The 25,061-nt window shown below is 50.5% G+C and carries 22 protein-coding genes; 12 read left to right on the top strand and 10 right to left on the bottom strand.

Features of this window, described 5'->3' with window-relative positions; all coding sequences use genetic code 11:
- The first annotated feature begins 17 nt into the window (after nt 1–17).
- Nucleotides 18–2,093 (top strand): methyl-accepting chemotaxis protein, encoded by a 2,076-nt coding sequence (locus L2725_RS08825; RefSeq protein ID WP_249248597.1) that lies wholly within the window; start codon nt 18–20, stop codon nt 2,091–2,093.
- A 153-nt stretch (nt 2,094–2,246) separates the two neighbouring features.
- Here the strand turns inward: L2725_RS08825 and L2725_RS08830 are convergent, their stop codons facing one another.
- The gene (locus L2725_RS08830) at nt 2,247–2,606 is read right to left on the bottom strand and encodes a 50S ribosome-binding protein YggL (RefSeq protein ID WP_249248599.1); all 360 of its coding nucleotides are present in this window, start codon (nt 2,604–2,606) and stop codon (nt 2,247–2,249) included.
- A gap of 147 nt (nt 2,607–2,753) precedes the next feature.
- On the opposite strand from L2725_RS08830, the gene L2725_RS08835 reads away from it, so the two are divergent.
- Both L2725_RS08835 and L2725_RS08840 read left to right on the top strand, forming a co-directional pair.
- Nucleotides 2,754–3,137: a hypothetical protein gene (locus tag L2725_RS08835; RefSeq protein ID WP_249248600.1), complete on the top strand. Its 384-nt coding sequence runs from the start codon at nt 2,754–2,756 to the stop codon at nt 3,135–3,137.
- Between the two features lie 20 nt (nt 3,138–3,157).
- Nucleotides 3,158–4,534, top strand: a complete 1,377-nt coding sequence (locus tag L2725_RS08840) for a class II fumarate hydratase (protein ID WP_249248601.1) — start codon at nt 3,158–3,160, stop codon at nt 4,532–4,534.
- 92 nt (nt 4,535–4,626) lie between these two features.
- Here the strand turns inward: L2725_RS08840 and L2725_RS08845 are convergent, their stop codons facing one another.
- Entirely contained in the window at nt 4,627–6,729 is a 2,103-nt protein-coding gene (locus tag L2725_RS08845; protein WP_249248602.1) for a TonB-dependent receptor domain-containing protein, read from the bottom strand.
- Nucleotides 6,730–7,225: 496 nt separating this feature from the next.
- Between L2725_RS08845 and L2725_RS08850 the strand changes: the two genes are divergently transcribed.
- The 4 genes from L2725_RS08850 (at nt 7,226) to L2725_RS08865 (ending at nt 12,575) form a co-directional block, all read left to right on the top strand.
- Nucleotides 7,226–8,467: a NupC/NupG family nucleoside CNT transporter gene (locus L2725_RS08850; protein WP_249248603.1), complete on the top strand. Its 1,242-nt coding sequence runs from the start codon at nt 7,226–7,228 to the stop codon at nt 8,465–8,467.
- 371 nt (nt 8,468–8,838) lie between these two features.
- On the top strand, nt 8,839–9,396 hold the full coding sequence (locus tag L2725_RS08855) for an NAD(P)H-dependent oxidoreductase (protein WP_249248604.1): 558 nt from the start codon (nt 8,839–8,841) through the stop codon (nt 9,394–9,396).
- Between the two features lie 21 nt (nt 9,397–9,417).
- Nucleotides 9,418–10,665 carry a NupC/NupG family nucleoside CNT transporter gene (locus tag L2725_RS08860; RefSeq protein WP_249248605.1) on the top strand — a complete coding sequence of 416 codons (1,248 nt, stop codon included), beginning with the start codon at nt 9,418–9,420 and terminating at the stop codon, nt 10,663–10,665.
- A gap of 335 nt (nt 10,666–11,000) precedes the next feature.
- A complete protein-coding gene (locus L2725_RS08865; protein WP_249248606.1) occupies nt 11,001–12,575 on the top strand; it encodes a BCCT family transporter in 1,575 nt (524 codons plus the stop codon).
- A gap of 56 nt (nt 12,576–12,631) precedes the next feature.
- Here the strand turns inward: L2725_RS08865 and L2725_RS08870 are convergent, their stop codons facing one another.
- Nucleotides 12,632–13,516: a LysR family transcriptional regulator gene (locus L2725_RS08870; protein WP_249248607.1), complete on the bottom strand. Its 885-nt coding sequence runs from the start codon at nt 13,514–13,516 to the stop codon at nt 12,632–12,634.
- Between the two features lie 140 nt (nt 13,517–13,656).
- Between L2725_RS08870 and L2725_RS08875 the strand changes: the two genes are divergently transcribed.
- The 5 genes from L2725_RS08875 to L2725_RS08895 all read left to right on the top strand — a co-directional run bounded on the left by L2725_RS08875 (nt 13,657) and on the right by L2725_RS08895 (nt 17,860).
- Nucleotides 13,657–14,193, top strand: coding sequence for a nuclear transport factor 2 family protein (locus L2725_RS08875; RefSeq protein ID WP_249248608.1), 537 nt, complete (start codon nt 13,657–13,659; stop codon nt 14,191–14,193).
- Nucleotides 14,194–14,265: 72 nt separating this feature from the next.
- Entirely contained in the window at nt 14,266–14,814 is a 549-nt protein-coding gene (locus L2725_RS08880; protein WP_249248609.1) for a redoxin family protein, read from the top strand.
- A 109-nt stretch (nt 14,815–14,923) separates the two neighbouring features.
- The gene (locus L2725_RS08885) at nt 14,924–15,100 is read left to right on the top strand and encodes a helix-turn-helix domain-containing protein (RefSeq protein ID WP_115136276.1); all 177 of its coding nucleotides are present in this window, start codon (nt 14,924–14,926) and stop codon (nt 15,098–15,100) included.
- 288 nt (nt 15,101–15,388) lie between these two features.
- The gene (locus L2725_RS08890; RefSeq protein ID WP_249248610.1) at nt 15,389–16,741 is read left to right on the top strand and encodes a DUF5666 domain-containing protein; all 1,353 of its coding nucleotides are present in this window, start codon (nt 15,389–15,391) and stop codon (nt 16,739–16,741) included.
- A 177-nt stretch (nt 16,742–16,918) separates the two neighbouring features.
- Entirely contained in the window at nt 16,919–17,860 is a 942-nt protein-coding gene (locus tag L2725_RS08895) for a LysR substrate-binding domain-containing protein (protein WP_249248611.1), read from the top strand.
- Here L2725_RS08895 and L2725_RS08900 read toward each other — a convergent pair.
- The 7 genes from L2725_RS08900 to cydD form a co-directional block, all read right to left on the bottom strand.
- Complete coding sequence (locus tag L2725_RS08900) at nt 17,826–18,608, bottom strand: MBL fold metallo-hydrolase (RefSeq protein ID WP_249248612.1); 783 nt, start codon at nt 18,606–18,608, stop codon at nt 17,826–17,828. The two genes, L2725_RS08895 and L2725_RS08900, sit on opposite strands and share 35 nt — an antisense overlap.
- Nucleotides 18,609–18,626: 18 nt before the next feature.
- Nucleotides 18,627–19,247: a glutathione S-transferase family protein gene (locus L2725_RS08905; RefSeq protein ID WP_249248671.1), complete on the bottom strand. Its 621-nt coding sequence runs from the start codon at nt 19,245–19,247 to the stop codon at nt 18,627–18,629.
- A gap of 91 nt (nt 19,248–19,338) precedes the next feature.
- Entirely contained in the window at nt 19,339–20,049 is a 711-nt protein-coding gene (locus tag L2725_RS08910) for a cupin domain-containing protein (RefSeq protein WP_249248613.1), read from the bottom strand.
- A gap of 216 nt (nt 20,050–20,265) precedes the next feature.
- Nucleotides 20,266–20,745, bottom strand: a complete 480-nt coding sequence (locus tag L2725_RS08915) for a NifB/NifX family molybdenum-iron cluster-binding protein (protein WP_249248614.1) — start codon at nt 20,743–20,745, stop codon at nt 20,266–20,268.
- Nucleotides 20,746–20,747: 2 nt separating this feature from the next.
- Nucleotides 20,748–21,038, bottom strand: a complete 291-nt coding sequence (locus L2725_RS08920; protein ID WP_249248615.1) for a DUF134 domain-containing protein — start codon at nt 21,036–21,038, stop codon at nt 20,748–20,750.
- A gap of 156 nt (nt 21,039–21,194) precedes the next feature.
- On the bottom strand, nt 21,195–22,952 hold the full coding sequence (cydC, locus tag L2725_RS08925; RefSeq protein ID WP_249248616.1) for a heme ABC transporter ATP-binding protein/permease CydC: 1,758 nt from the start codon (nt 22,950–22,952) through the stop codon (nt 21,195–21,197).
- Nucleotides 22,949–24,730: a heme ABC transporter permease/ATP-binding protein CydD gene (gene cydD / locus L2725_RS08930; protein WP_249248617.1), complete on the bottom strand. Its 1,782-nt coding sequence runs from the start codon at nt 24,728–24,730 to the stop codon at nt 22,949–22,951. Before cydD ends, cydC begins: the two co-directional genes overlap by 4 nt.
- Nucleotides 24,731–25,061: the final 331 nt, after the last annotated feature.

A 25,061-nucleotide genomic window follows, 5' to 3' on the forward strand; every position in this document is an offset into this window, starting at 1 on the left:
GCTGAATGAGGTCACTTATGAAGACTGCCGGCAAAGCAAGATTCATCTCCATTAAAGGTCTGATGCTGTTTCTGGTGCTTACCAGTTTGGGAGCAACGGGCGTTTTGCTGGCATTCTCTATGATGATGTCCGAAAAAAACGTGCAGGGGATACATCAGATCTCAACCATCTCCAGTGCACAGGAAGCCATTATTTCGGCTAATAAGTCAGTCAATGGGCTATTTACCCGCATCAGTAACATCACCTCCACTAAACAGATGGCTGAGCTTGAAAGCCTGCCACCGGCGAAACCTTTAAAACAGCAATTTGACTTAGCCTCCTCAAAGTTGGGAAAAGCTCTCGAAGACAAGCAACAGATGTCCAGGTTGAGCTCTTCCTTCAACAAGCTGTTTGCCGACACTGAGAATATTGCCGTCAGACAGACGGAATATCTCGAACAAAAACAGCAGTTAAGTTCGCTGCAGAATAGCTTTAATTCAGGCGCTGCGGAACTGGAGAAAGCCCTGTCCAAACTCCAGGGAAAAACGAGGCTCTCTATCGGGTTGCAGCAGCGCAGATTGAAAAGACTGGCAGCCTCAGGTTTTGATGAAAATGACCCAGACAGTGCCAGAAAGCTGTTTGAATCCACCAATAACTATTTGGGAAGCAAGCAATCCGAGTCTCTCGCCAATATAGAAAAACTGAGCTTTACCTCTCAATATCTTATCTCCATCACCTGGGAGTTGTTCAGTACCAGCAGCATCGATGAATTGCTCAGCATCAAGAATAACCAGGCAGTGCAAGCCATCGACGAACTGAACTCTCTACTGAAACTGGTGGACAAAGATATTGGTAGCTCAACCAAGTACAGCGCACTGTTGGCGGATATAGATAAACGGCTTCTGGAGGTTGTGACCATTGCTTTCGGTGATGAGGACTCCATCTACCAAAGAAAGCTGGCGTTGTTGTCCATAGACGAGCAGATAGTCAACCTTATCTTCGAGGCCTCTTCATCCAGTCAACAGCTGGATACAGTGTTTGGTAAGGTTGAAGCTCAGGTGCTTGACTCCCGCCAGCAGATCAACAGCTCCACTCTGGAAGATTCACGGGAAAGCAGATCCTTACTGCTATCTATCAGTACCGGGGTCATACTGTTTGTTCTGGTGATGGGTTTTGTTGTGGCCAGCTATATCACCAACTGCCTCAATGGCCTCTCTCAGGCACTTGAAAACATAGCAAGGGGTGAAGGCGATCTAACGGTTCGACTGAGTGCTCCCAAGGTCAAAGAACTGTCGGATATCAGCAACAACTTCAACCAGTTTGTCGCCACTATAGAAGCCGCCATCATTAAAGTTTCTGCCGTCACAGGAAAGCTGGATCAAGCCAGCTTGTCTGCAGCCAAACAAACGTCAGTGCTGGACAATAAGATCAATGCCCAGCTCAGTCAGGTAGAAAACGTCTCAGCCGCCACGTCGCAAATGCACTCTTCTATCGAAAACACCCTGGATAAAACCCGTATGTCCGGCGAGCTGTCCCAACAGGCTCATGAATTTGCGGCCAGTGGTGAACAGGTTGTTGAAGATGTTATTGAGGCAATGAAAGAGATCTCCGCAGCCAGTGATCGTATGTCCAATATTATTGGCGTTATTGATGAAATTGCTTTCACCACCAACCTGCTGGCGTTGAACGCAGCAGTTGAAGCTGCCAGAGCCGGTGAGCAGGGGCGGGGCTTCGGTGTCGTCGCCGGAGAGGTTCGGGGGCTGGCTCAGCGAAGCTCAGGAGCTGCCAGAGAAATTTCAGAGCTGATTGAAGATTCGTTGGAAAAGGTGGAGTCAGGCACCAGGCTGGTCACAGAGTCAGGAGAGCTGCTGAAGCAGATTACTGTCTCAAGCAGCAATGTCCGAGATAATGTCCAGGAAGTGATGCAGGCGATGCAGGAGCAGAAGCAGCAGGTGCAGTTTGTTGATAACGCCATGAGTAGCGTTGAGACAACCAATCAACAAAGCGCTGCTATGCTGCAGCGGGTAAATGCAAACTTCGAAGAGGTAAAACAGCAATCTACGGATCTGCTGGAAATGATTGAGAAGTTCCGATTTGGCAAGCCCAGGGAGTAACCCTGTTTCAACCCTTCACAGTCAAAAGCTCACCCCACAGCTCAGGCCTTCCGCCCCCTCAGCCTGAGTGACCTGAAGAAGCAGAGCCAATTGTCAGCGCTAACAAAAAGGGCTCCCTGAGGAGCCCTGTCATAAACCTAAGCGGTTCATCCATTAACTGAAATCAGCAAACTCGCCGTAGGTCAGATCAAGCAGCTCGCCCAGTTGAAACTCAGTCACTTTAGCGTGCCCTTTCAACCAGTCATTCAATACTTGACGGTCTTCTTCGGAAGGAGAACCATAGCGGGTTTCCGGCATGATAATGGCGTCACATACGCCGTTGGATGCACCACATACGCAGCACAATTCGCGGGATTCCAACAGCGCCATCAGCTCATCAGTGAACTCGTCATATTCCTGCTCAGCATCGCAGGTCAGCTGGCTTTGCAGCTGAAAACCATACACGGCAAACTCACCCAGATAGAGCTTCTTACGCAGGCGGCGGGACTTGTTATCTACTTTGTCCAGTTTCATTTTAAAACTCTCGACTTATCAAAAAAAGCAAGCTTACTGCGACACAAGCCATAGTGCCAGCGGGATCTGCACCTCTCTCCCCTTGACATTACACCACTTTATATGTTGAATGATATTAATTATCATTTGCAACAAGCGTAAAACAAGATGCACCCATGTCGACCTCGTTTCAGTCAGTTCCAACATCAGGATCCCGCCATCAATGCCTTGAGAGAAAAAGTCCGCTATGCCACTGAGGAAGATAATCCCGGGCTGGTGCTACTTTGGCTCAGCGCCGAGGAAACAAGCCTGAATAATGATATGGAGGCGGCCAGAGTACTGTTTCAGGCACAGTATCAATTGTTGCTCGACACCCTGGCGGATGACCTGAACCCACCGCATTGGCGCCTTTGGTGCCTGGATAATATCTATCGGCCTCTGCAGGGGCTGTCCCGCCTGGCCAGCACAGCCAGACAGCAGGCTCACCTGCGCAACCTGCTGGTGGAGCTGAGGCTCACCACCCAATATTGCCGCACCGCTTTACATCAATAATCACCACTGAGTAACTAAGTATGGAAACCAGAATTGAAACCGACAGCATGGGGGCTTTGGAGGTTCCCAGGCATGCGCTGTATGGCGCTCAAACCCAGCGTGCCATCAATAATTTTCCAGTCAGTGGCCGCACCATGCCGGAGAGTTTTATCAGAGCCCTGCTACTGGCCAAAGCTGCAGCAGCCCGGGCCAATGCCAAGCTGGAACTGCTGCCGGCGCCCTTGTGTGAAGCCATTGCAGAAGCCGCCGATGAGCTCAGAGACAGCGGCGATTTGATGCAACATTTCCCGGTCGATGTGTTCCAGACCGGCTCTGGCACCAGCAGTAATATGAACGCCAATGAAGTGCTGGCGACATTGGCCTCAGCCAAGCTGGGTCAGACTGTCAGCCCCAACGACCATGTTAACTTTGGCCAAAGCAGCAACGACACCATCCCAAGCAGTATTCACATCAGTGCCGCCATCGCTCTGGAAAACCAGTTGTTGCCAGCTCTGACCCACCTCACCCGCACTATTTTGCAGAAGTCAGAAGAGGTGGATAAGTACGTTAAAACCGGCCGAACTCATCTGATGGATGCCATGCCGGTACGCATGAGCCAAAGCCTGCTGTGCTGGGCAGATCAGCTGGAACAAAATGTCGCCAGATTGGTGGAGCAGTTGCCACAGCTGCAGACTCTTGCACAGGGCGGTACTGCGGTAGGGACAGGCATTAACGCCCACCCCAAGTTTGGCAGCCGCTTTTGCGAGGAATTGAATCTGGAAACCGGACTCAAATTCCATCCCGCAGGGAATCTGTTCAGTCGTATCTCCACCCAGGATACTGCGGTCAGTCTGTCAGGGCAGCTCAAGGCCACCGCCGTCAGCATGATGAAAATCAGCAATGATCTGAGATGGATGAACTCCGGCCCTCTGGCAGGACTGGGAGAAATTGAACTGGAAGCACTGCAACCCGGCTCATCGATAATGCCCGGCAAGGTCAACCCGGTAGTTCCGGAATCTGTTTGTATGGTGGCCGCTCAGGTGATAGGCAATGACGCCACAATCACCATTGCCGGCCAGTCCGGAAACTTTGAACTCAACGTCATGCTGCCTGTGGTGGCAGACAACCTGCTACAGAGTATCGAGCTGCTTACCAAAGCCTGCTTGTTGCTGGCAGACAAGGCCATTGCCGGTTTTAAAGTGAATGAAGATAAACTCAACCAGTCACTGTCACGCAACCCGATTCTGGTTACAGCTCTGAATCCGGTTATTGGTTACCTTAAAGCTGCCGAAATTGCCAAAAAGGCCTATACCGAAAATCGCCCTGTGATTGATGTGGCAGCGCAAGAAACCCAACTCAGCCGGGAAGAGTTATTGGTGTTGCTGGATCCGGCCAAACTGACCCGCGGTGGACTATGACCTCTGTCGCGTAAAGGTTACAACGCCATCCGGCAAAGTAAAAAGCCCTCCAATCGGAGGGCTTTTTCCAGGCTGTCAGATTTTTTAGGCTATCAGAAGGTAAAGGCCAGTTCGGTCTTAATGTTGCGTCCCAGGCCATAATTCCCCAAACCACCACCAGTGCCGGCCAACACCTGATACTCCTCGTCAAACAGATTATCCACGGCGACATTGACCGCCAGCCAGTCGGTGATATCCCAGTTGGCATACAGACCTACCAGAGTGTAATTCTCATGGGTCTGCTCAACATAACGACGACTGGCAGGGTCATAGACCTGCACCTGTCTGTCATCCACAAACAGTACCTGAGTCGACAGCCTGACCTGATCATCAAACAGATAAGTCCCCAGGGACACAGCCAGCTTATCTGCCGGCAGGAACCACAATGGCTCACCGGCTTCATCTTCGCCATCTATGGTGCTGTAGCTCAAATCGACAAAGTAATCCGGAGTACGGTAGTTAAGTTCAAACTCAATACCGTCTCTGTCATTTTCTCCCAGATTGGCATAACGCTGTCCGGGTGGCGGATTGTCAGCACCTGTGTTACTGACGATCTCGTCGGTAATTCGGGTATCAAAGTAGATGAGTCTGGCGTTCAGAGCATCTCTGTCAGCCCAGATATTATCAAAGGATGAGGCGGCACCAAATTCAGTGTTACTGCTATTTTCGACATCCAAAGACAAGGATGGAACCCGCCCCTGATATTCGTCATACAGCTCGTCCAGCAAAGGAGCTCTGAACCCCTGCTGATAGTTACCAAACAACTTGAGGTAATCTGTGACCTGGTAACTCAGCGACACCGCTGGCACAAACTGGTCATGATCTATCTTGGTATCCAGATCTGGAAATTTGGCGGCGAAGGCATCTGTGGGCTCAGACTCATAGCGCTCATAGCGGACACCGGCTATCAGCGTCCATTGATGCCAGTTGAATTCATCCTGCAGATAGATCCCCAGCCTGCGTTGATCGCCACCTGGCTGAGAGCTGATCTCTGACGTCACAGGCGTTGAGCCATACTCTGTACATCGTCCTGTCATTGGGTCGTAGGACACACAGGGCAGCGCGGTTTTCTCACCAATCCGCTCCTGATCTGTGTACTGCACACCATAGGTCAGCAGATGGGAGCCCAGTTGCGAGTTGTTGACCAGATCCAGTGTCAGTATGTTGTACTCATAACGGGACTCAATGCCGATAAAATCCTTCAGGAATCCAGAGCCATCAGACTCAGTGACATGGCTCTGGGTGTAACCCAGGCTGGCACGCAGGTCGATATAATCAGAGTCTTCCGGGCTGAGTTCATAACTCAGATTAGCCACATCCTGAGTAACCTCCCGGTACACAGTGCCCCAGGCGCCTTCATCTGTGGTATTAAACTCGGTACGCTGAGCATCATCCAGCTTGGTATAGCTCAGACTGATGGCCTGATCGTCCGACGGGTAAAACTCGCCTTTCAGCAACCAGGAATCATTCTTGACCGCCGAATTGTCGAGAGTTTCACCATTGGACAATTCAAAATCCTTACTGTCGCGTTTAATATACGCCGCCAGCAAATCAATGGAATCAAGCGGGCGGGCATAGGCAAATACAGTGCCGTTTTCCTGCTCATTATTACTGTGGTAACCCAGTTTCACCTTGGCTCCGGCTTGCTCATCCTTGCCCAGAAAATCACCGGCATCTTTGAGCTCAACCTGGACGACGCCACCCAAGGCCCCGGCACCGTGCAATACGGTCGATGGGCCACGCTTGATGCTGACCGTTTTGAACAACTCAGGATCGCCAAAGAAGCTTCCCATTCGGTACTTCTCAAAGGTCTGAACGGCACCGTCGACAGTCACCATTACATCTTCAGCATCGTCAAAACCACGAATGCCAAACTTACCACCCGTCACAAATGGCCCGCCCGTGGCTGTCACATTCGGCACCATATCCAGCACCTCAAACATGGTATTGGCCTGCTTACGCTCAATTTCCTCGCTGGTGATAACATTGATCGCCTGAGATGAATCCAACGCCGTTTTCGCCGTTCGGGTTGCTGTTACTGTGATCTCATCCAAGGCCGTAGTAATCGTGTTGTCATCCTTTGGTTTGTCTTCAGCCAGTACAGTTGCCGGCATTATGGCCAGCAATAAACTCGCTGCCACCCTGGTAAGTTTCATACCTCCCCCTATTTTTCGATTTATCGGCAGGCTGAAACCACAAGTCTTTGGCCTTCAGCCCAAACTTTAGCGAGGGCTACTATACACAATCAAATACAAATGATAAACATTTGCATTAACATTCAATAAAAAGATTCAACAAGGCGGCAAGCATAATACAGTCACTTAACACCAAGCTTCTTTGCAAGTGGTGACCTGGCCGACAGCCGCTTATCTGTGAGGAGTATTTGATTTCACTTATTTTTACATTCTTTAAATCATCCAGTACTGGCATATTCCCGCCGCCAAAAAGGAAGCAGATTGGCAACTAATAAATATGAGAAATAAAACTCTGCAGATATTTATAGAAGTTAATTACCAAATAAGTATCGGCAATCGCTTTATAAGATAAAAACTGTAATTAAATGACTTTTTACGATGTTTTTTCAAACTGAATTCGTTTTTATTCTTCTCTTGCAAGGATGTGCTCGTTATTCCCTACTGTTAGGTACTCTCCATGTTGCAATCTCTTTTGGGTATAATAGCCCTGTTGGCTGTGGGCTATCTCTGCTCCCAGGCCAGACACAATATTAATTGGCGAACAGTTGCCGCTGCACTCGGTATTCAAGTTGTAGTGGCCGGCTTTGTGCTGGCTACTGATTTCGGCTCAGAGGTGCTGCTGGCCGTCGCCAATGCGGTATCCAGTGTACTTGGCTATGCAGCCAAAGGCATTGCGTTTGTATTTGGCAACCTGGTCACGTATCAGGTCGACAACCTGGGCTTTATCTTTGCATTTCAGGTGTTGCCGGCCATTATCTTTACCTCGTCCTTGCTGAGCCTGCTGCACTATCTGGGGGTAATGCAGTGGTTTATCCGTATTCTGGGTGGCGGCTTGCAGCGAATCCTGGGATCTTCCCGCGCCGAGTCCATGAATGCCATTGCCAACACAGTTTGCAGCGGTACAGAGGCGCCTTTATTTGTTAAGCCCTTCTTACCCCATCTGACCAAATCAGAAATTTTTGCCATGATGACTGGCGGTATAGCCTCTATCGCGGGCTCAATTCTGGCGGGATTGGCGGGACTGGGCGTAGATATCAAGTATCTGGTGATGGCCTGTTTTATGTCAGCGCCCGCCAGTTTATTGTTTGCCAAACTGCTGCTGCCAGAGACAGAGGAACCCATTACCCAAGTCCCCCAGTTGCCTGACGCTGAGAAGCCCACCAACTTTATCGATGCGATTGCCAAAGGGGCAATATCCGGCCTTTATATCGCGGTTATCATTGGCGCCCTGCTAATCGCCTGTATCGGCTTAATGACGATGGTCAATGGCATTCTGGGCTGGGCGGGCAGTCAGGTCGGGGTTGAGAATGTCACGCTGGAAATGCTGTTGGGCATGGCGTTTGCGCCGGTCGCCTGGCTGATTGGCATCCCCTGGCACGAGGCTAATGTCGGCGGTAACTTTATCGCCCAGAAGCTGGTACTCAATGAGTTTGTCGCCTTTGCCGGTTTTGCCCCCTATATCAGTGGTGAAACCCTGATAAACGGGCAGATGATGGCTGAAAAATCCATTGCCGTACTGACAGTTGCCCTGTGTGGTTTTGCCAATATCGGCTCTGTATCCATGATAGTTGCGGCTATGAGTACGCTTATCCCACAAAAATCCGGATTTATTGCCTCTGTAGGGATGAAGGTGCTGCTCGCAGCCACCCTGGCAAACCTATTGTCTGCAACCGTGGTCGGCCTGTTCCTGTCATTCTGATTACCCTGTCAGTCCCGTTAATTTAACGGGACTGTTTTATTTCACTGCTAATTGCAGTTCATTACTTTTTAATTGCCAAACAATAATAATTTGTGACGCTAATTCCATTATTCACTAATTCGTATCCACACTAATTCGCTCTTATGTAATATTAGCGCCCGATTTTATCCGGCCTAATCAATGGATGACCGTATTATTTCTGGATAAGTAATCAAATGACACAAAAGAAATTAAATACGAATATAAAGCCATTAAATATCGATGTTTTATATTCGACTATTTTCAAGTGTGAAATTTAATTACCAAACCCGCCGATAAAATCACCAACTTAGATGAAATACTGTTCGGCCCCCCGGCCTTCAGGAGCGAAAGTGAATAACACCCTGCTGATCTCTGGTCATCCAAACCTTGAAAAGTCCGTTGCCAACCAGGGCATTCTGGATCTGTTGGCTGATGAGTCCAACATCACTGTTCGTAAGCTGGATACCCTGTACCCGGACTATCGTATCGATATTGCTGCCGAACAGGCTGCCTTACAAAGTGCCGACACCATCGTATTCCAGTTCCCACTGTACTGGTCGACCTATCCGGCGATTATGAAAATCTGGTTCGACGAAGTCTTTACCTACAACTTCGCATTTGGCCCAGAGGGCGACAAGCTCAAAGGCAAGCGGGTTATTCTGTCCATCACCTGTGGTGCGACAGCCAATTCTTACAGCGAGGGAGAGTTTAACTTCTTCCCTCTGCCCCAGTATCTGCAAGCTGCAACTCACCCTATCAAGGCTGCACAAATGGCCATTGTCGATGAAGTGATTACTTTCGAAATGAACTCTACCGAAAGTGAAGGCGGCAACAGAGATCAGGTTATGCAACAGGTCCGTCAGCATACTGAGCAACTGCTTCAGGCAATCAACCAAATTAATCAATAAGCATTCACAGGTATCTTCACCATGCTGCAATCCCTACTTGGCATTATCGCCCTGTTGGCGCTGGGCTTCGCTTGCTCCAACGCCAGAACCCGTATTAACTGGCGCACCGTGGGTGGCGCTCTGGTTATCCAGCTAGCCGTCGCCGGTTTTGTACTGGCCACCGACTTTGGTGCCAGCGTACTGCTGTCTATCTCTAACGGTGTGTCTAACGTATTGGGCTATGCCTCTAAAGGTATCGGCTTTGTATTTGGTAACCTGGTGACCTTCCAGGTAGAAAACCTGGGCTTTATCTTTGCCTTCCAGGTACTGCCGGCCATTATCTTTACCTCGGCCCTGATCAGCCTGCTGCACTATATGGGCATCATGCAGCTGTTCGTTAAAATCCTGGGTGGCGGTCTGCAGAAGATTATCGGCTCGTCCAAGGCCGAATCCATGAACTCCATCGCCAACACTGTGTGTGGTCAGACCGAGTCGCCACTGTTTATCAAACCATTTCACCCATACCTGACCAAGTCAGAGATATTCGCCATCATGGTAGGTGGTCTGGCGTCTATCGCGGGTTCGATCCTGGCAGGTCTGGCCGGTATGGGCGTAGATATCGAATACCTGGTTATGGCGTGCTTTATGTCAGCGCCTGCTGGCCTGCTGTTCGCCAAGCTGTTAATTCCGGAAACCGAAACCCCGGTCAATGACGTGCCTGAATTGCCGGACGATGAAAAGCCAACCAACTTTATCGACGCTATCGCCAAAGGCGCTATCAATGGTCTGAAGATTGCCGTTGTGGTTGGTGCCATCCTGATTGCCTGTATCGGCTTGATGGAGATGCTGAACGGTATTATCGGTTGGTTTGGTGCTCTGTTTGGCAAGGATAACCTGACTCTGGAACTGATCCTGGGATACCTGTTTGCACCAGTGGCCTGGTTGATCGGTATCCCTTGGGCTGAAGCCACGGTCGCCGGTAACTTTATTGCTCAGAAGCTGGTACTGAACGAGTTCGTGGCATTCGCAGGTTTCGCGCCTTACATCGACGGCGAGACTCTGGTTGCTGCCACCGGTGAAGCCATGTCTCCAAAAACTGTTGCTGTACTGACGGTAGCCTTGTGTGGTTTTGCCAACATAGGTTCAGTTTCCATGGTGGTTGCAGCGCTGAGCACCATGATCCCAAGACAGTCTGGCTACATCGCCTCTGTGGGCATGAAGGTATTGCTGGCAGCGACTCTGGCCAACCTGATGTCTGCCACTATTGTTGGTCTGTTTATGGCCTTCTAATAAGAGCTTATAATCATTAAGGGCATAGCCAACTGGCTATGCCCTTTTTTGTTTTTATATTCTAACTTGCTCAATGCTCTGCTCTCCCTTCCCCCGTCAAGCAATCACTACAAACTCACACCAAAATACAAACAAGACCGCAAACTATTTAACTGAGATTCAAGAAAAATTTCTGTACCATGTCGATTAATTCATTCGGGATTATCGGCGTAAGGGCCGGGAGTCATCACCAATACTCATTAAAGAGCTGATCGTTACTGTCTGTTTATGTTTTTTCAAGAAAGATGCAGGCCCAGGTATGTGCGACTAAGCCAACAATGCTGGGAGAAAGCATCATGTCGACTGTAAGCAATACTATAAAAGCCGCGTCCGTTACCCCGCCGAAAACTCTGGTGGAGAAACTGGGCCTCAACAACCCCGCCTTTTGGCTCAGTGGTGGGTTTCTCACTCTATTTGTGGCACTAGCCCTGTATGACAAGGCTCTGCTGTCCCAACTGGTCAACACAGGCTTTGCCTGGTCCGAAAGCGTATTCGGCCCCTATTGGCAATTGCTGATGCTGATGACCTTTATTATCGCCATTGGCCTGGCAGTAGCCCGCACCGGAGCCGTGCGCCTCGGCGGTCTGGCCAGGCCTGAGATAGACAGTTTCCGATGGATGGCGATATTACTCTGCACCCTGCTGGCCGGAGGCGGTGTATTCTGGGCCGCCGCCGAGCCTATCGCCCACTATGTCACTCCTCCGCCGGTATTTGGCACTGAAGATAACAACACCCTGATGGCCTTCAATGCTCTGTCTCAAGCCTTTATGCATTGGGGCTTTCTCGCCTGGACTATTCTGGGCAGTCTCACATCAATTGTGTTGATGCATCTTCATTACGACAAAGGCCTGCCACTGCAACCACGGACATTGCTCTATCCGGTTTTTGGCGAACGTGTGCTCAAGGGACCTCTGGGCGCCGCAATTGATGCCTGCTGTATTGTCGCTGTGGCAGCGGGAACCATTGGTCCCATCGGCTTTTTGGGACTGCAGATCAGCTATGCCCTCAACGCCCTGTTTGAAATTCCCGACGGTTTCACTACCCAGTTTATTGTGATCCTGATGGCGATTGTGATTTACACCATTTCCGCCCTGAGTGGCGTAAACCGGGGCATTCAAATACTCAGTCGCTACAACGTCATCCTGGCTGTTGCCCTGCTCGCCTATATTCTGATTTTTGGCCCTACCAGCTTTATCATTAATGGCTACCTACATGGCATGGGCAGCATGATAGATAACTTTGTGCCGATGGCGACTTATCGTGCCGATGAGGGCTGGCTCAGCTGGTGGACAGTGTTTTTCTGGGGTTGGTTTATGGGCTATGGCCCTATGATGGCCATTTTTATCGCCCGTATTTCACGGGGCAGAACCATACGTGAACTGGTGCTGGCCATCAGCTTTATTGCCCCCGTTATTACCTGCTTTTGGTTCACTGTTGTGGGCGGCTCGGGTCTGGCATTTGAAATTGCTTCACCGGGTTCAGTGAGTGGCGCATTTGAAGGCTTTAACCTGCCGGCAGCTCTATTGGCGATCACTCAGCAACTGCCTTTGCCTATTCTGATCTCCATTCTGTTTCTTATACTGACCACGGTTTTCATCGTCACCACAGGTGACTCCATGACCTATACCATCAGTGTAGTGATCAGTGGAGAGACCGAACCCAATGCGATTATCCGCAGCTTTTGGGGCATCATGATGGGCGCTACCGCACTGATTTTGATCTCCCTGGGGTCAGGAGGCATTCAGGCGCTGCAATCCTTTATCGTGATTACGGCTGTACCGGTTTCATTGATACTGCTGCCTTCATTATGGACCGCACCCAGAATGGCCAGAGTCATGGCGAAAAATCAGGGGATCAATCTCGATAACTGATACCAATCCGTATGAGCGGATGCCACGCCCCTGAAACCCTGGGTCGTGGCAATCCATCACATCTCCAGCCTTTGCTTCACAAAGTCGATAAAGCACTTCACTTTAAGCGGCACATAGCGACGGTTCAGATACACGGCATTAATGGGTAACTCCCTAGCCTGATAGGCTGACAGCACTCTCACCAGCTGTCCACTTTGTAGCGCCGCCGTCAGCATCCACTCGGGCAACAGTGCAATGCCGTTATCGGCAAGCGCCAACTCCAGCAAGGTGTCACCATTGTCACACTGCAACCGGCCACCCACCTGCACCGAAACCAGCTCTTCCCCCTGATGAAATTGCCATAGATGACTCGACCTGAACCGGGAGTAACTGATACAGGCATGTGCAGTCAGATCTGAGGGATGCTCCGGGACACCGGCCTGTTGCAAATAACAAGGAGACGCTACCGCCACCATTGGATTAGCCAACAATGGCCTGGCCACCAGACTTGAGTCTTCCAATTGACTGGCACGAATGGCGACATCAATACCATCACTCAATAGGTCAACATGGGCATCACTGAGGGACAGGCTTAACTGAATATCGGGGTAGGTATCCAGAAACTCTTTAACGACAGGCGCCAGTAATATTCTGCCGATAGCCACAGGAGCAGCCACTCTGAGCATACCTCTTGGCCTGCTGATATCGCCTTTTAATCTGGACTCCAACTCATCCAGCTCTTCCAGCATCGCCAGCGCATGGCGGTAATATTCCTCTCCGGCTGGGGTAAGTAGTAGCTCCCGACTGGAGCGACTGAGCAGGCGAATACCCAACATCTCCTCCAATGCCGCCACCCGTTTACTGACAGTTCCCTGCGAGCTACCCAACTCTCTGGCTACTGCGGAAAAACTGTGGCTTTGCACCACACGCACAAAGGTCCGAATCGCCGTAATCTTATCCATAACGCCCTGCTTCACCTGAGCTTCAACATCAGAATTATATTCCCAACAGGAATAGATGCTATGCATTTTAGCTGGCTTCTATTACTTTTTCACGGGAGTAGACTGGCCTCAGTTTCAATTCGCAACCAAAGAGGCACACCATGGATCTGCAACAACAACTGCAAATATTGCTCGACAAGCAAGCCATTACTGAAGTCATGTATAAATTCGCCCGGGCGCTGGATCGTGTCGATGGCGAGCTGATGAAGTTTGCCTATTGGGAAGACGCCATTGAGGAACATCAGGACCCTATATTCCCGGATCTGTTTTTCTACAATGACAATGCCCACGCTTTCGTTGCCCCGGCGATGGAAGGATTTAAAGCCCTGAAGGCGACCCAGCACAGGATCAGTAACCCTCTGATTGAAGTGAAAGGCGATACAGCAAATGCCGAGGCCTATGTCTGGGCTTACCATGTACATGAAGAAGACGGTGTTGATAAAGAAGGGATTCTGGGTGGCCGTCACCACTTCCGTTTTGAGCGTCGACATGGCGAGTGGAAAATCATCCATCGCAATACGGTTTTCGACTGGAACCAGAACCTGACCGCCAGCGCCATCTGGGCTGATAGCTTCGAAGATAAATACCGGGGCAAGCGAGATAAAACTGACGCCAGCTATCAGTACCTCAGCTTCTAACTTGAGCTTTTTACCTGACTACCGCCGTCAGCTCCAGGCTGGCGGTGTCTCGGATAACCAGGAGTATCTCTTATGCCAAATAGTAAACTTATTGCAGGCCAGACATTTCCGGCACTGACGGTAAAACAGTTCAACTCTGAGCAACACGCCGCTCCCCTGGCATTACATCAACCAGCCAAAGGCTTCGACTGGCGTTTGCTGGTGATCTACCGGGGCAAACACTGCCCCCTTTGCACCCGTTATCTGGCTGAGTTGGAAGTCCTCAAGGAGGAGTTTTATGCAATCGGTGTGGATATCGCAGTGGCATCTGCAGACAGTCTGGTACAGGTGAGCGAACATATGGCCAATCTGACGCTGAGCTTCCCTATTGGTTATGACCTCACTACAGAGCAAATGCAGCAACTTGGGTTATACCTTTCAAGCCCCCGCAGCGCCGCAGAAACCGACCATGTTTTTGCCGAGCCCGGCCTGTTTGTGATTAACGACCACGGTGAGCTGCAGGTCATCGATATCTCCAACGGTCCATTTGCCCGGCCCGATCTAAAAACCCTGGCAGCAGGTTTGGCGTTTATCCGTAACCCGGAAAATAACTATCCGATACGTGGTACCTGGCACGCCTGACGTTTCTCACAATCAGTCTCGAACATATGTCGCTACATTTCCGGCAAGCAGAATTTCCTTGGCTATACTCAATTCAGGTAGGTCAATAAGGACAACGAGGACACCCTGTATGAGTGACAAACTGCTATCTCTTGACGAAGTCTGTGAAATTTTGGGTCAGTCACCAACCACGATTAAACGCTATGCCAGAGAGAACCTGCTCAGCAGCGTGCAGGACGGTGACGAACTAAAATTCCCTGAGCCGGAAGTTATGCGTTATCTGGAGTTTTCCAAACGACTCGGCTAATCCGTTAACACTGATTAAAGAGCCCTTTTACGGGCTCTTTTTTTACATATGTAACAGCCGCATTTGCAAATGGACTTTCATTAAATATTAATAAAGAGATTAAAATCACAACCAGACGCCGATTTGTGAACAGCAACAGAATTCACAATGCAATTATCAATAACTTACCCCATAAACCGCTGAAAATCCTTCCTGTATCATATGTATCACCCCAGGACGGGGTATCGCCAACACGCCCTTTGAGGACTACACTGCGCGGGTTTTTAACCCCTATACAGAGAGTCCACTATGAAATCCAGATTGTTGTTGCTCCCTTTGGTTGCTTCCCTCGGCGCCTGCAGTGGCGGTCACGATGAAGGTCCGGTTAATCCACCGGTACCGGAAGCAGCACCAAGCCTGATTTCAGGTGAGTTGACCGCCCTGAACAAAGACACAGGTGCAGCAACTATTGGCAACCACCAACTAAACCTGAGCAACGCCACTATCAGCCGCAGCAGCGATTTAAGCCAACTTAAAGTAGGTATGTTGCTAACAGTTCAGGCCAATCCAGAAGGCGTTGTCAGCCAAATCCAATTTGATGACCTGCTCAGTGCTCCAGTGACCTCTAACAAAAATGGGAAGCTGGAAGTAGCTGGATTTGAAATCGTCACCACGCAAGACATTAGTAAGTTTACTATTGGTCAAATGGTCGAAGTTAGTGGTTACCCATTGGATGGAAAAAGCATCCAGACTACTTTCATTGAAATCGAAAGTGACAAAGATAGCGCTGTTGAAGAAAGTGAAATCGAAGGCGCTGTTACCCAATTAAATGATGCAAAGACTGAGTTCATGCTGGGTAACGTGCTAGTAAAAGTTCAACACGTAGACAAATCTGAGCAATTGAAAAACGGTGTATGGGTTGAGGTTGACGGTACTCTGGACGCCGACAAAACGGCTGATGCTTGGGCTAATCTGCGCATCGAACAGGCCAACGTCCAAGTTGATACTCCGGACTATACCGATGTCGATGGTGATATTGAAATCTCTGGGCGTATCAGCTGGGTGGCTCAGGACAAGAGTCACATGGTGGTAAACCAAAATTTAGCTGTAGGCATTCTGAAATCTACAGATTTTGATGATGACAAAACCTCTGCCGACCTTATACCAGGTGCTCTGGTTGAAGTGGAAGGTAACTGGGACACTGGCGCCATGCGTCTTAATGCCACTGAGGTCGAATTTGAAGGTAGCGATGATGTCCCTGTTGAACTGCCGGAATTCGAAGCTCAAGGCTATGCCGATTACAACGCCGATACCGGTGTGATGACTATGAATGCTATTCCATTCTATGTATCACCCCGCACTCAGTTTGAAGATAGTCTTAATAAAGATCGCAGCTTCACCAACGAGTGGGTTGAGTTCTCTGGCTACCAACAGGGTAACGACTATCTGGTACAGGAAGTTGAAAGTGACGAAATTGACACCTCCCGTGTAGAGCTGGAAGGCAAAGTTGTCGATGGCGTTGGCTTCTCCGCAACTCTACTGGGTTATCAAGTCATCAACAATCAGTTGGCCCAGTATATTGGCAAACAGGTTGAAGCAGAATGCGATCGCACTCCTGACAACAAGCTGGATAACTGCTCCGTAGAGCAGGACAACGACTAACCCTCGATATCAATGTTAAGGCGCCCATGTGGCGCCTTTTTGTTACCTTCATTTCCAGACTGACATACAAAACATTCGGGGAATCACTCGACTAGCAGCACTATCTGTCTTAACTTCTTTATTACTGATAACAATCCTCTCTTTCACGGAAAATCATTAATTGGAGCCAATTCAGGGATGCACAGACTGACCCACCTCAACGGCATCAGGGCCTTTGAGGCCGCCGCCAGACACAAAAGTTTTGCGCTTGCCGCCCAGGAGTTAAATGTCACCCCGGCCGCCGTCGGCCAGCAAGTCAGACAATTGGAAGACTGGTTGGGCATCAAATTGTTTGTTCGCAGCCAATCAGGTCAAAGCCGATTAACCTTAACACCGGAAGCAGAAACGGCACTGCCTGAGTTCCAGCAGGGATTGGCGCATCTCACTCAGGGATTGGATCTGCTGAAAAGCCCCGGCAGCGAGCAGGTAACCCTCGCCCTGAGTCCCTCTATCGCCAGTAAGTGGTTGATGCCTAAACTGGCTGAGTTCCAGCAGCGCTATCCGGACATCAGCCTGAATATCGATACCAGTATTCAACTGATGGACTATCAGGCGGCGGGCATAGATATAGGCATACGTTATGGTCAGGGAGACTGGCCTGCACTGGACTCCTGTCTGCTGATGAAAGAAAGGGTCTTCCCTGTATGCGCACCCGAGCTGCAACATCAGGGGCTTAGCGACCCGGGTCAACTCGCCGATTACCCGGTACTTTATGATATGTCGGTAGCCAACAATCCGGCCTACCCCAGTTGGCAATCCTGGCATCAAAGCCAGCAACTCACTCAGCCAAAACTCAATGGCCTTAAAATTAATAGCTCTGCAGACTTAATAGATGCCGCCATTCGCGGCCAGGGAGTGGCATTGGGACGTGAGGTGCTGGTGTCAGAGGATATTCAGTCCGGTAATTTGGTTTGTCCCTTTGGCACCGACAGCTTCTGGATGACCTCAGCTATGGCCTACTATCTGGTGTGGCCCGATAACAAGCCCATCACCAGAGTAGTAGAGCTATTAAAGGAGTGGCTTATCGAGCAAGCCAGGTTAACCCCTAAGTACTGCGAGGCACGCAGTAAGTCAGGTTAAAGGGCACAGCGACATTTAACATTCGCGGTGCGTCCAGTCCCTTATCTCTCTGCAATCGGCAGCAGGAAAACACCTTTGCTGTCGTATCCTGATTGAGCATCACATTGCCCTGCTTGTGCTCAGACAGAGGCTTATCACTGATCGCATCATTGCCCTCCCCTGGATAATCATGACAAAGAAAGACCCGGGTTTGATCCGGCAATTGATACAGGCGCTTTATGGATGCGAACATCTCATCTGCACTACCGCCGGGGAAATCTGCTCTGCCCGTCCCTTTTGACGGATTCATCAACAGGTCACCGACAAACAGCGCATCCTTGATCAGATAGGAGACACATGACTCGGTGTGACCCGGGGTGGCAATAACGCCCACCATGTCACCTCCCAACATCAACTGGCTGTCACTGTCGAGCAACAGGTCATAGCCAGCTAACGGCTTACCTCCCAGTGACTGTTTCCATTTTGAATACACAGCCTCAACGCCTTTTCCTATGCCAATCAGCCCGCCCATTTTCACTCTCAGATAAGGGGCTGCGGATAGGTGGTCGGCATGAATATGGGTTTCCAGCAGGTACTTGAGCCTGGCACCTATTTTTGCCAGGTAATCTATCAGCTTATCGGCAAAGTGAGTGTCAAAGTCATTACCATCGATATCCAGTACCGGGTCGATAATCATAGCTTCACCATTCTGCGATACCACATAGGTGAAGGTGCCACTGGTTTCATGATAAAAAGACTGTACGTCCATATTCATTTCCCCCTTCTGTCACCCGTTGGATTGAAGTATCGCCTTAACCCGCTCACGCCATGCCGCCAGTGCGGACAGTGTCGAAGGTATTTCCAGGCCTGCAAAATCAGCAAACTCCAGACCAAAATACAATGTGATATCCGCCATGGAGAATCTGTCTGCCGCCACATAGTCGTGCTTTGCAAGCACGTCATTAAAGTAAGCAAAACCTCTTGAGGCAGTCACCTCTTGTATCCGTCCCCACTCCTGACACTGATTGGTCTCCAACTCTGGGCCCAAACCTGCAGTGGCATGATGAAAGTAGGCGCCTACAGCATCCATCACCATGGCTTCCGCGCGGCGCTGCATCATGTGGATTTGTCCCCGTTCAAGGGGGCTTTCTCCTGTCAGGTTTTTCTGCGGAAATCTGGCATCCAGATACTCGGTAATTGCGGTACTTTCCGACAAGTACTCTCCCTCTGAGGTTCTCAGTACAGGCACAGTGCCCAGCGGGTTGATTCGATAAAACTCAGGGGTTCTGTGCGCCTTGGCCATCACATCCACCTCAGTGAACTCCACCTGTTCCAATACTCCCTTATAGGCCAGTGCCGCTCTGACTCTGGCTGGATTTGGAAAACCTGTTGTTTCGTAAACCTGTATTATTTGTTCAGACATAACTTCCCCCTGACGCCGAAACGCCCCTTATTTTTGATTAACAATTGAAAATTGAGTTTGTATTAACTGAGATCGCCTAGAAGCGAACGGCTCCACGGCCTATTTTGAGGTAAAACTGCGCCGACTCTTCGGCTTCAACCAGCACAATGGACTCAGGTGGCAACCGTAACCATGAGTGATCTTTCAACAACTTGCCATCCACCCGGACAGCACCTTCCACCACAAACAGCTCCAGTACATCCAGAGCCTGGAATCTGTGACGATACCCTTTTGTCACCCTGTGCAAGCTGGTGTGCTCATACTCCGACTGCCACAGCATCAACCGACTTTCATTGGCGGAAACCTGCTGCCACTCGGCGGTGTTGGTATCCAGCTCCAGATACTCAGCCTCCTCATCGGGCACCTGAGAGAGTTTGACGAATATCTCGCAGCCTTCATGTGTGAATGGAGCATGGCTGGAGTTCAAAGGGTTCCTTACATACCAACCTGTGCTAAAGTCTCCTCTCTGGTCAGAGAAGGTCCCTGACAGCACCAGATACTCCTCGCCCCCCGGATGCTTGTGAGCCTTAAAACTACTGCCCGCTTCATAGGTCACACATGAGGTTGCCCGGCGGGCCACTTCATCACCGACACGTTCAAACATCATGCGGCGAACCCCCTGCATTGGCGTTGGTGAGTACTCCAGTTCTCCTGCTGGGATAATCACAGCCTTGTTGAAATCAGCATTCAGCTCTATCCAGGCCTGACTGGCAGTTTGCTTGGTATCTTGGGGTTGATTGGTGCTCATGGTCCCGTTCTCCGACTTAGTAACCTTGGTATCTGGTTTCACAGTCTAGGCAGGGAATATGGGGATGACGAGGCACAATAAATTGCCTCTCAAGATAGATTTTCTTTAGTGGAAAATAACTGGTTGTAGCTTATCGGCAGGCGACTGCCATAGCCTGATAAAAATAAAGCCCATCCAGCTAGGGGGACGGGCTTAGAAACGCCTCAAATTAAGCTATCAGATTTTTTTAAAACCACTAAAGCTTAATGCTGGCGCAGACGTCACTGGCATCAGCAAACTTGCAGGTTCCTCTTTCGACTTATGACCGCCGCAACCACAGCCACCGCCACAACCGCCTTTTTTGGCATGGTTCAACGAAGGTCGGCCCTGATCAGCTGCAGTAAGAAATCTGGCATTATCCTGGCTGGTCGCCAATACCAGTTCCAGTGGCTGGCCACTGTCGCCTTTACTGATTACCGCCCCGGTCGCCAACAATTTACCCAGCATACGTTCACCAATTTGGTCCACCAGCACCATGGTGCTGCCCCTGGATTTAATCAGGTTCAACATGGCCTTTTTGGCAGCACAGCCACCAGCCATTGCCGGGTTTTCAGCCGTTTCCAGCAACTGATGCTCAGCGTTGAAAAACACAATTTGAGGGGCTTTGGTAAAATGTTTGGCCAGTTTTCCCCGGCTCACGGGTACGGCGATAATCATGCTTATTGTTCCTGTGTTGGTTGTGGCAAAACCAGAGCTTTGCCCTCAATAATGGCGCTGGCCACCTTATGCCTGGCACTGGCTATCAGATTGCCAAATGTCTGCCGGGAAATGCCCATACGCTTGGCAGCCTGCAGCTGTTGCAGCTTCATCACATCGGCCAGGTGCAAGGCCTCAAATTCGTCTGCATCCAGTATCAGCTTTTCCAGCTCGCAACCGGGGATGCCGTTGGGTTTAAACAAACTGCAGGGAACATGAGCACTCAGATGCCGGCATTTCTTAGGTCTTGCCATCAGGTCTCTTCAAATTAGTTATTGGCATACGCCAATAACTATTCTGTTATCTGTTTAAATCAAAATCAGTGACCGAACGCCAAAAATCAAAAAGTAAACAAGTTGGAACAGGCATAAAAAAACGGCCCGCAGGCCGTTTAATTGTCGAGAAGATAATCAGAGTCTCTGATACAGGCTTTGATAGTAACGGTTGTTCGTCAGCAGACTCTCATGGGTGCCTGAGTCGGTTATGCGCCCCTGCTCCAACAGGTGGATCTCATCCATCTGCGCCATGGCGGTCAGGCGATGAGAGATCATCAGTACAGTTTTGTCTCTGGCAAACTCAAACAGCAAGGCCAGAATCTCGCGCTCTGTGCGCTTATCCAGACCTTCCGTCGGTTCATCCAACAGCAGCAAGGGGGCATCCCGCAGCAGTACCCGGGCAATACCGATACGCCGCAATTCACCGCCGGAAAGCTGGCGACCGCCTTCACCCAACCAAATATTCAGTGGCTTGTCGCCCTGAGTCAGGGTCTGCAGCCCCACACGGTTAAGCACCTGCAGCAGCTGCTCATCATCAACCCTGGGAGCCTTGCCATTTTCATCCGGCATTAAAGCAATGGCCAGGTTGTCTCTCAGAGTACCGGCAAACAGATATACTCGCTGGCTGACCACAGAGATACCCCGTCGCAATTCTGCCTGAGTAAAATCATTAATCTGATGACCATCCAACAAAATGCTGCCTGTGTCGGGCTGCCATTGTCGGGTGATTAATGATAGCAGAGTCGATTTACCACAGCCGGTTTGCCCCAGCAGCGCGACCTTACGACCAGCTTCCACCGTCAGATTGAACCCGTTAAGTACTGGTGGTAAGCCATCGCTGTGATAGCTGAAACCCAGATCTGAAATCTGCAATGCTCCGGACACCAGGCTGGCATCAGACACTTCAGGGAACTGAATATCCGGCTCCTGGGAAGTAATTTCCGTTACCCTTTCTGCGGCCATGACGCAGGCAGACAGATGCTGAAAAGAACCGGCCAGAGGCATCAACAGCTCAACACAGGCCATAGCAGCAAACACCATGGTGGCAAACAAAGGCCCGGGTGGAATATTGTCTCCCACACCATTGGCTGCCAGTGCCAACATCAGCAGCACAACGCCACCACTGGCCAATACCAGCGCACTTTGACTTAAAGAGGTCACATCGGCCATGGACTTTTGCGCATCGAGCAGAGCCTGCTCGGCACTGTCCAGCCTGGTACGATAAGCATCCCGCGCACCAAACAGAGTCAGTTCTCCCTGCCCCTGCAAGAACTCCAGCAGTTCCACACGATAGCTTCGCTTGCTGGCTACCAGTTTGCGGCCCGGCGTTTTCCCCAACATATAAAACACCAGCGGCAATGCCAGCCAGGCCAGCAGTAATGCACCACAAAGCGCTGCAGCCAGCGAGGCATCAAACATGCTGAGGAACAGATACAGCAGGCCTATCATCAGCAGTGAGCCACCCAAAGGCGTCAGCAGCCTCAAGTAGATATGATCCAGGGTATCTATGTCCGCGACCAGACGGTTGAGCAGATCGCCCCGACGAACACCGGCCAGGTTTTTCTCCGACAAGGGCATTAGCTTGCGCCATACCCAGATACGCAGATCCGTCAGTAACCTGAAAGTAGCTTCATGGGTAGAGAGACGTTCACCATAGCGGCTGGCGGTACGCATTATCGACAAAAAGCGCACGCCCCCAGCTGGGGTAAAGAAGTTAAATGCCTGAGCGGTGGCAACAGTCAAACCCGCTACTGCCGTAGCTGACAGAAACCAGCCCGACAGAGACAGCAGGCCTATACCCGCCATCAGAGTCGTAATGGTCAGCACCACGCCCACCAGCATCATCAACCATTGGTGGCGGAACAGACGAATAAAGGGCAGCAGTGATTTCATGACTCAACTCCCGGGATTTCAATCCCTTTGTCCCGTGACTCGGACAACATTTCAGCAAACAGGCCCTGAGTTGCAGCCAGAGTTTCGAAGTCTCCCCGCTGCACGATAAGTCCTTTATCCATCACCAGAATCTCATCGCTGCGCTGCAGCTCTTCCAATCTGTGGGTAATCATCAGGCTGCTGTTGCTTGCCGTGGCTTCGGCCAACGCCTTTTGTACCAGCTGTTCACTCAGGCTATCCAGGCTGGCGGTAGGTTCATCCAACAGATACAGACAGGCATTTTGCGCCAATGCCCTTGCCAGGGCGATACGCTGCGCCTGTCCCACAGACAGTCCCTGCCCCTGCTCTCCCACGGGGTAATCCAGACCAGCGCTTTGGCCCGTAACAAAATCACCAATACAGGCCCGTTCAAGCAGACTCGTTACCTGCTGGTCCGTCAGCTCCGGGTTACCCAACGCAACGTTATTGCGAATACTGGTGTGGAACAGCTGAGGCTCCTGACCCAGCCAGGCCAGTTGCTTTCGCAGACTGGACTTATCCAGATCCCCAAAGGCAATGTCGTTCACCGTCAGTTCGCCTTCTATCGGCAAAAAACCCAAGAGTGCATTAATCAGTGAGGTTTTACCGGCACCACTCGGTCCCACCAACGCCAGATGTTTACCCGGTGCCAGCGTAAAGCTCACCGGCCCCAGCAGGCACTGACCATCAATACTCATCACCCTGAGCTCTTTGGCTACCAGTGTCAGCGGCCCTGTCACGCTCTGCTTACCCTGGGTATCAGGTTCGGGATACTCCAGCAGCTCCATCAAGGCTTCAGCTGCGCCGATGGCCTGAGCCTTGGCGTGATAGTGAGTGCCCATATCCCGCAGCGGCTGATAAAACTCAGGCGCCAGAATAAGCACAAACATGCCGGTAAACAGGGTAATTGGTGCGCCATAATGACCAAAGTCCAGGTGTCCCAGATAGCTGAAGCCAAAGTAGACGGCCAGCACAGCGATAGAGACGGCAGCGAAAAACTCCAACACGGCAGAGCTTAAAAACGCCATGCGCAGCACTGACATGGTGCGGCTGCGAAACTCTTCAGACGCTGCTTCAATCTGCTTGAGTTCCTGCTGTTCCCGATAGAAAAGCTTAAGAGTCGACAGCCCTTTAAGCCGGTCCATAAAGTGGCCTGACAGACGTGACAGCGCGGCAAAGTTTCTGCGGTTGGCGTCAGCCGCTCCCCAACCAACAAGAATCATAAATAGTGGGATCAGGGGGGCGGTTGCCAGCAGGATAACGCCACCGGCCCAGTTAAGGGGAAACACCATCACCAGGATAATAAGAGGAATGAAAGCAGCCAGACTCATCTGAGGCAGATATCTGGCGTAAAAGTCCTGCAGATCTTCTACCTGTTCCAGCACAACACTGGCCCAGCTGCCAGCGGGTTTGCCTTTGATAAATGCGGGCCCCAGGCGCTCAAGTTTATCAAGTACCGCCTCGCGTATAGTTTTACGCAGCCGCAGCCCAGCCTGAAAACTCAGACGTTCCCGCCCCCAGGCCAATATTGCACGTACCAGAACAAGTCCGGCCAGCAACATATATTGCTCACTGAATTCACCTGCAGGCAGGTTATCCATAATCACACCCTGCAGCACACTGGCCACCAACCAGGCCTGAGCTACCAGGGCTACACCATTGAGCACACCCATCAACACCGACAGGTGTAAAAAGATGCCACAGGCTGACTTCTGTTTTCTCAGCCAGGTCGTTAATTGTTTTTCCAGCGATTTATCCATTGGGATCCGCATCACATCTTCAACATCGGCAGGCAGTATCGCAGCACTCGTTGATGGAATAAACCTGGGGCATGGGAAATGTTAGGGAATTCACAAAAATTGATTTGGATCAAACATCATTAAACACAGTTAACCATGCCCTTTGGAGCTGTAATACAAGGAGGGACTTGATGTTATACGCAGGTTCAGCTCACAAGGTTCAGCAATAGATAATTTATTGATCTTGCTAATATAACTAAACGTAATCCAAGCTGGTTTCAATGGTATTACAAGTTTCAATTCAGGGTATGTTGTCAGCCTCCAGTTGACCCTGAATCTGATTCAATAACCC

It is taken from the genome of Shewanella corallii, assembly GCF_023349125.1.
Taxonomy (GTDB): domain Bacteria; phylum Pseudomonadota; class Gammaproteobacteria; order Enterobacterales; family Shewanellaceae; genus Shewanella; species Shewanella corallii.